Source organism: Streptosporangium sp. NPDC049376, assembly GCF_044466505.1.
Lineage (GTDB): Bacteria > Actinomycetota > Actinomycetes > Streptosporangiales > Streptosporangiaceae > Streptosporangium.
In genome coordinates this window covers 37619-45680 of the sequence record NZ_JBITMT010000036.1, presented here as the reverse complement: position 1 = coordinate 45680, position 8062 = coordinate 37619, and the positions used below count along the sequence as shown (strand labels likewise).

Sequence of the window (8062 nt, the reverse complement as noted above, 5' to 3'; positions counted from 1 at the left end):
GGAGGAGTTCACCTACGCCACCGCCGAGACCGTGCTGGCCTACGGCGACGTCATCATCGTCTCCGGCAAGACCAAACAGATCGAGCGCTTCACCGGCCTGCCCTGAAAGGGCACGAACTCCCGCGAAAAGGCTCTGGTCAACGCTCCTCGCCGCTGTTACCGTCAACGTCGGAGCGCCGGGAAGTCTGGTCGGCAACGTCATATCGGACCGGCTTCGAGGAGGCGCCCATGCCGGGCAGCCCTGCCGTGCTCATCAGTGACCTGACCAAGCGTTTCGGCGGCGTCCACGCGTTGAACGGCCTGAACCTCAGTGTGCGAACGGGCGAGGTGCACGGCTTCCTCGGCCCGAACGGGGCCGGTAAGACCACGGCCCTGCGCGTCCTGCTGGGGTTGATGCGCGCCGACTCCGGTCACGCCGAACTCCTCGGCGGACACCCGTGGCGTGACGCCGTCGAACTGCACCGGCGGCTGGCCTATGTGCCGGGCGATGTCGTGCTCTGGCCGACGCTGTCCGGCGGGGAGGCCATCGACCTGCTCGGGCGGCTACGCGGCGGACTCGACCTGCGGCGCAGGGCGGAGCTGCTGGAGCGCTTCGACCTCGACCCGACGAAGAAGGGCGGCGCCTACTCCAAGGGGAACCGGCAGAAGGTCGCCCTCGTCGCCGCGCTGGCCTCCAATGTCGAACTGCTGTTGCTGGACGAACCCACCTCCGGTCTCGACCCGCTCATGGAGGCGGTGTTCCGCGACTGCATAGCCGAAGAGCGGGACAACGGCCGTACCGTGCTGCTGTCCAGCCACATCCTGTCGGAGGTCGAGGCACTGTGCGACCGGGTGACCATCGTCCGTGAGGGCAGGGTCGTCGAGAGCGGGACGCTGACCCAGCTGCGCCACCTGAGCCGCACGTCCGTCACCGCCGAACTCGCCCGTACACCGGACGGGCTGGCCGCGCTCCCCGGCGTGCACGACCTGGTCGTCGACGGCCCGTATGTGCGGTTCGAGGCCGACCCCGACGGGCTCGACGGCGTCCTGCGTCTGCTCAGCGAAGCGGGCGTGCGAAGCCTCGCCTGCCGGCCGCCGTCCCTGGAGGAGCTGTTCCTGCGGCACTACCGGGTGAACGCGGCATGAGCGCCCTCACCGGCACCGGCACACTGGTTCGGCTCGCCCTCCGCCGCGATCGGCTGCGACTGCCCATCTGGGTCGTCGTCATCCCCGGGCTGGTGACGGCCACCGCTTCGGCGATCGTCGAGCTGTACCCGACCATGGGGGAGAGGCTCGCGCTGGGGCTCGCCATCGGCGCCAACCCGGCTCTGCGGGCGCTCACCGGGCCGATCTTCGATCCGTCCTCCGCCGGAGGTCTGACCGCCTGGCGGGTGACCGGCGTCGCCGCCGTCCTCACCAGCCTGTTGAGCGTCCTGTTCGTCACCCGGCACACCCGCGCCGAGGAGGAGACCGGCCGAGCCGAGCTGATCGGCGCCGGGACGGTCGGCCGTCACGCGCTTCCGGCGGCCGCCGTACTCGTGGCCGGTGCGGCGAACCTCGCCGTCGCCCTGCTCAGCGCGCTCGGTCTGGCCACGCGGGGACTGCCCGTCTCCGGGGCGCTGGCCTTCGGCCTGTCGGTGGCGGGGACGGGCTGGGTGTTCACCGGCGTCGCGGCGCTGACCGCGCAACTGACCGAGACGGCCCGCGCCGCCAACGCCATCGCCCTGGCCGTCCTCGGTCTGGCCTTCCTCTTGCGGGCGGCGGGAGACGCGGCCGACGGTGACACGCTGTCCTGGCTGTCCCCCCTCGGCTGGGCGCAGCGGGTGCGGGCCTTCGCCGACGAGCGATGGACGGTGTTCGCCCTGTTCGCCGTGGCCGCAGCGGCTCTGTCGGCCGTCGCCCACCTGCTGGCCGGGCGTCGTGATGTCGGAACGGGTCTGCTGTCGTCCAGGCGGGGGCCCGCGACGGCGGCACCACGTCTGAGCGGCCCGACGGCCCTGGCCTGGAGACTGCACCGAGGCGTGCTGCTGGGCTGGGTGATCGCGTTCGCCGTCGTGGGAGCGGTGTTCGGCGCGCTGGCCCTGAGCGTGGGCGACATCGTGGACGACAATCCGCAGCTCGCCGCCCTGATGGCGGGGTTCGGCGGCGCGGGGGCCGTTGTCGACGCCTTCCTCGCCACCGTGATGAGCCTGCTGGGCATGGTGGCCGCGGGTTACGCGGTGCAGGCCGCGTTGCGGCCACGGGCCGAGGAGGTCGCGGCGCGCGCCGAACCGGTCCTGGCGGCGGCCGTGTCCCGCTGGCGGTGGCCGGCCGGTCATCTGGTGTGGGCACTTGGGGGCGCCACGACGGTCCTCGCCGTGGCGGGGCTGGCCGCCGGTCTCGCACACGGTATTCGTGTCGGTGATCCCGCGGGTCAGGCCCTTCGTATCACCGGTGCGGCGCTGGCGCAGGCGCCCGCGGTGTGGGTAATGGCCGGGGTCGCGGTGCTGTTGTTCGGGTTCGTGCCCCGGCTGACCAGCCTCGCGTGGGCGGTGCTGGGGGCGTTCGTCCTGCTCGGCCAGCTGGGCAGGTTGCTCGGGATCGACGAACGGATCCAGGACCTGTCGCCCTTCGCCCATCTGCCGCGGGTTCCCGGAGACGAGGCGACGTTCGGTCCTCTCGCCTGGCTGGTCGTGGTCGCCGCGGCGCTGGTCCTGGCGGGTCTGGCCGGTTTCCGGCGGCGAGATCTGACAGGCGGCTGACCGGTCCGCACCGGTCGCGGGCAGGCCGGGTCCCTGCGGGTTCGCCGCGCCGTCGGCAACCCGGGGACGCCCTGTGGCCGGGAGCGGTCACAGCGGCCCCGGTTCGCCACAGCCCTTTCTGACGGCTCCACCTTCGATGTCGCTTTCATCCCTGGAAAGGCGGAACGAATGCTCGTACTCGCCATCCTCAGTGTGATCGGTCTCGTTGTGCTCGCGCTGGCCGCCGACCATCTGGTCATCGGCGCCGGGCGGCTGGCCGGGCGGCTCGGTGTCCAGCCGGTCGTCGTCGGCGTCGTGGTCATCGGATTCGGCACCAGTGCCCCGGAGCTGGTCGTGGCCGCCACGGCGGCCGCCCGGGGACACACGGATCTGGCCGCCGCGAGCCTGGTCGGCTCCAACATCGTCAACATGACGCTGATCCTCGGCGTCGGCGGGCTGACGGCCGCACTCGCCGTACGGTCGTCGATCCTGCGGCGTGAGGCTCCGTTGTCCCTGGCCGCGGTGACGGCGTTCGCGGTGGCCCTGACGTACGGCCTCGGCCCGGTGACGGGTGTCCTTCTCACCCTGGCGATGGTCGCCTCGGTGGTCATGCTCCTGAGGTTCGCCCGTGCGGACCCGCGAGACGCCCTGGTCGCCGAGACCACGGATCACCTCGGGGCCGCGATACGGTCCCGCCTGGTGGTCGAGGCAGCCCGGACGATCGTCGGGTTGGGCGGAACACTGCTGGGGGCGCAGTTGCTCGTCGCCAACGTCTCCGAGCTCGCCATCCGGGCTGGAGTGTCCTCCCAGGTCGTAGGTTTCACCCTGGTGGCGCTCGGCACCTCGCTGCCCGAGCTGGTCACCTCGGTCCAGGCGCAACGCCGTGGCGACGGTGACCTGGTCATCGGCAACCTGCTGGGCAGCAATCTGGTCAACAGTCTGGTGGGAGGAGCGGTGGTCGCCTTCTCCTCCGGCGGTGTGCCGTCCGCTGTGGCTCCGGCGCTGGTCGTGGCCATGGTCGGCATCAGCGGAATCAGCTGGGGCCTGCTCGCCCGGGGCAGCAGGCTCAGCCGTCGGGAGTCGGTCCTCCTGCTCGTCCTCTACGGTGCGCTGCTCCCGCTGATCGTTTCAGCGGGTCCCTAGTCGGCCCGCGAGGAGGATCGGAACGGCCGGCGGCGACAGGAAGACGAGGCCGACGAGTCAGCGGGTGGCTCGGCGAGCTGCGGGGTCAGCGTCGGCGGTGACCGTGGCGGAGGTCTGTTCACCAGGGTGAACAGGGCGACGAACCGACCAGAGCCTGTGGGCTGTAACGGCCGGGCAGGTTTCCAACGCGGTCTCCACCTCACGCCTCCGCATGGGTGTAACGGCGGCGCTGGTGGGCTGCGGCGGTGACGATCCAGGTGAAGCCGACCAACAGGGCGGCGTGTTCGAGCAGCCCGGCGGGTGCGGGCCGGACCACGCCCTGAAGGCCCAGTCGGAAGGCGACGCCTGCGGCGACGGCGAAGGCGATGACCAGCGCACCTGACCAGCGCGAGTAGAGCGCCCAGCCTCGACCACCGGCAGGAAGAGCACGGCGCATCCCGGCGGCGAAGGCGAACAGCAGGAGCCCGCCGATCACGAAGTTGGCCGTTTGCAGCCAGCCCCGCTCGCCGGTGCCGAGCTGGCTGGCACCGTGATGCCAGAGGCTGTAGCCGGGCCGGGTGGCGCCGTCGAGCAGGAGCAACACTGGGACGAGGACACCGGCGGCGGTGCCGCATGTGAGAAGGGGTGTGGTCGGGCGCATCGGGAACAGCCTCCTAGCTCCACGATCGAAAGATCGCGGGCCGACCAGGCTTCCCGGCTCACCGACGTTCGCGCCCCACCGCGGGGTGCGTTCCTGTAGACGCCTGGAATGTAACACCTGGCCGCCGACCCGGCCAGGTGTTCACGGCCCTCAGCCCTTGATGAAGCGGCGCGTCATGTACCGGCGTACCGGAGGCAGGGAGGCCAGCCTCAGCGGGAGCAGGCTCAGCCACAGCAGCAGCGGGCTGGCGGGGGCGTAGACGCCTTTGACCCGGCGGCCGAGCCTCTGTTTGCGTTCGGCTTCGGGCCGGATGGCGGCCTCCCACGCGGTCAGCGCGGCGGAGACGTCTCCTGGGTGGGCGGCCAGTTCGGTGCCCAGGCGGTCGGCGCCTCCGACGGCCAGTGAGGAGCCGTACCCGGCGAACAGGGTGACACACCAGGCGGCGTCGCCGAGCAGCACCACCCTGCCTCTGCTCCAGGTCGGTGCCACGACCTGGCTGATGGTGTCGAAATAGACCGAGTCGGCCCGAGCCAGCCCGGCGAGCGTTTCGGGGATGACCCAGCCGAGGTCACCGTAGACGCGTCCCAGCTGGGTGGCGACGTCCTCGCCGGGACGGGCGTGGTCGGCGCGGTAGCCGAAGAAGGCGACGTTGCGGCCGTCGCCGACACTGATGACCGCTGCGGTACGGCCGTTGGACGACAGGGTGCCGGTCGCGCCGGGTGCGATACCGGCGGGCCGCCGGTCCAGCATGAAGACGGCGACCTTGTGCCCCAGGTCGAGCAGGAAGTCCTCCTCCGGCCCGAACAACAGGGCACGGGTGGCCGAGTGCAGGCCGTCGGCGCCGATCAGCAGGTCGGCCTCCTCGGTGCTGCCGTCGTCCAGGGCGACGCGGACGGCGTGGTCGTCCTGGTCGACGGCGGTGATGGTCGTGCCGAAGCGGATCTCGGTCCGGTCGTGGACCTTCTCGTACAGGACGGATTCGAGGTCGCCGCGCAGGATGGTGATCGAGCGCGGGCCCGTGGTGGCGGCGATGGTGGCGCGGTCGAGGGCGAAGCGGCGGGATCCGTCCCTCTTGTGGTAGATGAGTTCGGTGGTGTCGAACGCCTTGGCTCGCAGGTCGTCCAGGATGCCGAGGCGTTCGGCGGCGTCGTAGCCGATGCCGCCGAAGGTGACGGCGTAGCCGCCGCCGCGGCGGGCCGGGGCGCGTTCGACGATGAGGGTGTCCCAGCCGATCTGGTGCAGGCGCAGGGCGGTGGCCAGGCCGGCGATACCGGCTCCGATGATGACGGCACGCATGAAAGTCGGTTGTCCTTAGTGGGAGAGCTGGTCGAGCAGGCGTTGTTCGGCGGTGGAGTCCAGCCAGGTGTCGGGAGAGGGCGCGTCCGTGCGGGGTGTGGGGTCGCCTTCGGCCTGGAGCCAGGCCCAGGTGTCGGCGAGGGTCGCGCGCAGCGGGCGCGTGGTGAGGCCTTCGGTGAGGGCGGCGCTGACGTCGGCGTCGTGCATGCCGCTCGGGACACCGCCGTCGGGCAGGCGTAGCCCGAACTCCATGCCGAGCGGCAGGCCGTACCTCCGGAGGAGATCCGGTTCGGCCCATACCAGTTCGGTGTCGAAGCCGGTGACCTCCAGGGCCGTGGTGAGGAGTTCGCCGAGGGTGGTCACGCCGGGTGGACCGGTCACGGTGAAGGCGCCGCTGAGACCGCGTTCGGCGCAGGAGAGCATCCAGGTGGCCAGGTCGCGGGCGTCGAGGTACTGCAGGGGCGCGTCGGCGGGGGAGGGGGCCAGGACCCGGCCGCCCTTCTCCAGGCGACGCAGCCACCACGGGACGCGGCCGACGTCCTCGTACGGGCCGAGGATCATCCCGGCTCTGGCCAGTAACGCGCGCCCCGCGAAGGATTCCAGGACGGCGAGTTCGCCGCCGCGCTTGGCGGCGGCGTAGTCGGCGTCGTCGGTACTGCCGGGGTCGCCGTCGACCAGGGGCGCCGACTCGTCGGAGCCGGAGGGCCAGGGCCAGCGGTGCACGCCGCGGCTGGAGACGTATCCGTAGTGTCCTGTCCTGTGCGCCAGCAGGCGGGCGGCCTCTCGCACCTCCCTGGGAGCCCAGGCCCAGGTGTCGATGACCGCGTCCCATTCGGTGTCGCCGAGTGCCTGCCGTACGGACTCGGAATCCGTGCGGTCGGCGATCAGGGCGCGGACTCCGGGGGCGGGGTCGCGGCTGAGACCGCGGTTGAGGGTGGTCACCTCGTCGCCGCGCTCCAGCGCGGTTTCGACGACGGCGCGGCCGACGTGATGGGTGCCGCCGAGTACGAGTAGCTTCACGATGCTCCTGAAGTGAGTGGCAGCCAGAGGGCTGACGGGTTGCGGCGGTCATGGAGGATGCCGTGTTCCGGAGAGGCGGCTCGCTCCCGGGCGCGCGGGGTTCGCCGGTTCCGGGGCCGCGGCCGAAGCGCGGGTGGGCGCCGCTGGAGGCCTGCAGCCGGATGCGGTGGCCGCTCGGGAAGCGGCGTGGGCCGTCGGCCACAGGGTGATGTCGGCGGTCCGGATGTCGCCCGGCTCCGCGGGCGGATGCGGCCGTCGCACACGTTGACCGACCGGCCCGCGGGTCAACGTCGCAGACGCGGGTGAAGTAGTCGACGTGCGGGTTGTCCGAGCGCTCGGGCGGCCGGACGGGGACCGGGCCGATGGCCTGGACGTCCTCGGTGAGGGGTGAGGTGGTGAAGGTCGGCACGTCGGCTCTGGCCTCGATGACGCGATTGTCCTTCGCGGGCGTGGAGCCTGCCGCCATGGGGCCACGGGCCGACCAGCAGCCGCACGGCCGGCCCGGCGGCCGGGATCCCCACGTTACGCCGGACGCGGGCTGGGCGGCGTAGGGCGGAGCGCACGCCGTACGAACGGCTGAACAGGGTCATGGCCGGTCACCTTCTTGTCTCGTCGCTGATGAGAGATCACGCCGCCGACCAGGCTTCCCGGCACACCATCGAACCCCTCACGAGAGGCCGATGAGAGAACAATACCGAAGTTTCAGAAATTTCTGAATATCCGTAGCGTTCGGTACTCTGTTTTTCCCAAGGAGGCGAACACGTGAACGACCGGTATGAGCAGCGGCAGGCGGCGGAACGACTGGCCCTCACCCTGACCGAAGGTGGATTACAGCGCATGGCCGCGCGCACCTTGGCAGCCTTCCTGTTCACCGACCAGGAGAGCATCACCGCCGGCGAGATCGCCGACCAGTTGGAAGCCAGCGCCGGTTCGGTGTCCGGCGCGATCAAATCCCTGACGACGGTCGGCCTGATCGAACGCCTGCCCTCGCCCGGCAGCCGCCGCGAGCACTACCGGCTCCGCGACGATGCCTGGGCCACCCTGTTCACCAGCCAGAACACCGTCATCCAGGCCATGCTCCAGGCCGCGTCAGCCGGCATCGCCGCCACCGATGAGGACGATCCCGCCCGGCGGCGCCTGACGCAGATGCGCGCCTTCTACGAGTTCCTGCTCGGCGAACTCCCCGCCCTGCTGCACCGCTGGCACCGGCAGTCCGGCTGATCCCGGCCTCGGCCGGCCGCGCCCAGCGCTCGATGCCGCGGGC

The 8062-nt window shown here is 71.4% G+C and carries 7 protein-coding genes; 4 read left to right on the top strand and 3 right to left on the bottom strand.

Annotated elements, in window-relative coordinates; all coding sequences use genetic code 11:
- Positions 1–228: 228 nt before the first annotated feature.
- The 3 genes from ACIBVQ_RS39710 (at position 229) to ACIBVQ_RS39700 (ending at position 3842) form a co-directional block, all read left to right on the top strand.
- Positions 229–1125: an ATP-binding cassette domain-containing protein gene (locus ACIBVQ_RS39710; protein WP_399184074.1), complete on the top strand. Its 897-nt coding sequence runs from the start codon at positions 229–231 to the stop codon at positions 1123–1125.
- Positions 1122–2720, top strand: a complete 1599-nt coding sequence (locus ACIBVQ_RS39705; protein WP_399184072.1) for an ABC transporter permease — start codon at positions 1122–1124, stop codon at positions 2718–2720. The genes ACIBVQ_RS39710 and ACIBVQ_RS39705 overlap by 4 nt, the downstream gene beginning before the upstream one ends.
- Before the next feature lie 168 nt (positions 2721–2888).
- Positions 2889–3842, top strand: coding sequence for a sodium:calcium antiporter (locus ACIBVQ_RS39700; RefSeq protein WP_399184070.1), 954 nt, complete (start codon positions 2889–2891; stop codon positions 3840–3842).
- 199 nt (positions 3843–4041) lie between these two features.
- Here ACIBVQ_RS39700 and ACIBVQ_RS39695 read toward each other — a convergent pair whose 3' ends face one another.
- The 3 genes from ACIBVQ_RS39695 to ACIBVQ_RS39685 all read right to left on the bottom strand — a co-directional run bounded on the left by ACIBVQ_RS39695 (position 4042) and on the right by ACIBVQ_RS39685 (position 6798).
- Positions 4042–4482 (bottom strand): DUF998 domain-containing protein, encoded by a 441-nt coding sequence (locus tag ACIBVQ_RS39695; protein WP_399184067.1) that lies wholly within the window; start codon positions 4480–4482, stop codon positions 4042–4044.
- 150 nt (positions 4483–4632) lie between these two features.
- Positions 4633–5778: an FAD-dependent oxidoreductase gene (locus ACIBVQ_RS39690; protein WP_352012088.1), complete on the bottom strand. Its 1146-nt coding sequence runs from the start codon at positions 5776–5778 to the stop codon at positions 4633–4635.
- Positions 5779–5793: 15 nt separating this feature from the next.
- Positions 5794–6798 carry an NAD-dependent epimerase/dehydratase family protein gene (locus ACIBVQ_RS39685; RefSeq protein ID WP_399184064.1) on the bottom strand — a complete coding sequence of 335 codons (1005 nt, stop codon included), beginning with the start codon at positions 6796–6798 and terminating at the stop codon, positions 5794–5796.
- Between the two features lie 762 nt (positions 6799–7560).
- Here ACIBVQ_RS39685 and ACIBVQ_RS39680 point away from each other — a divergent pair.
- Entirely contained in the window at positions 7561–8019 is a 459-nt protein-coding gene (locus ACIBVQ_RS39680) for a MarR family transcriptional regulator (protein ID WP_362785106.1), read from the top strand.
- Positions 8020–8062: the final 43 nt, after the last annotated feature.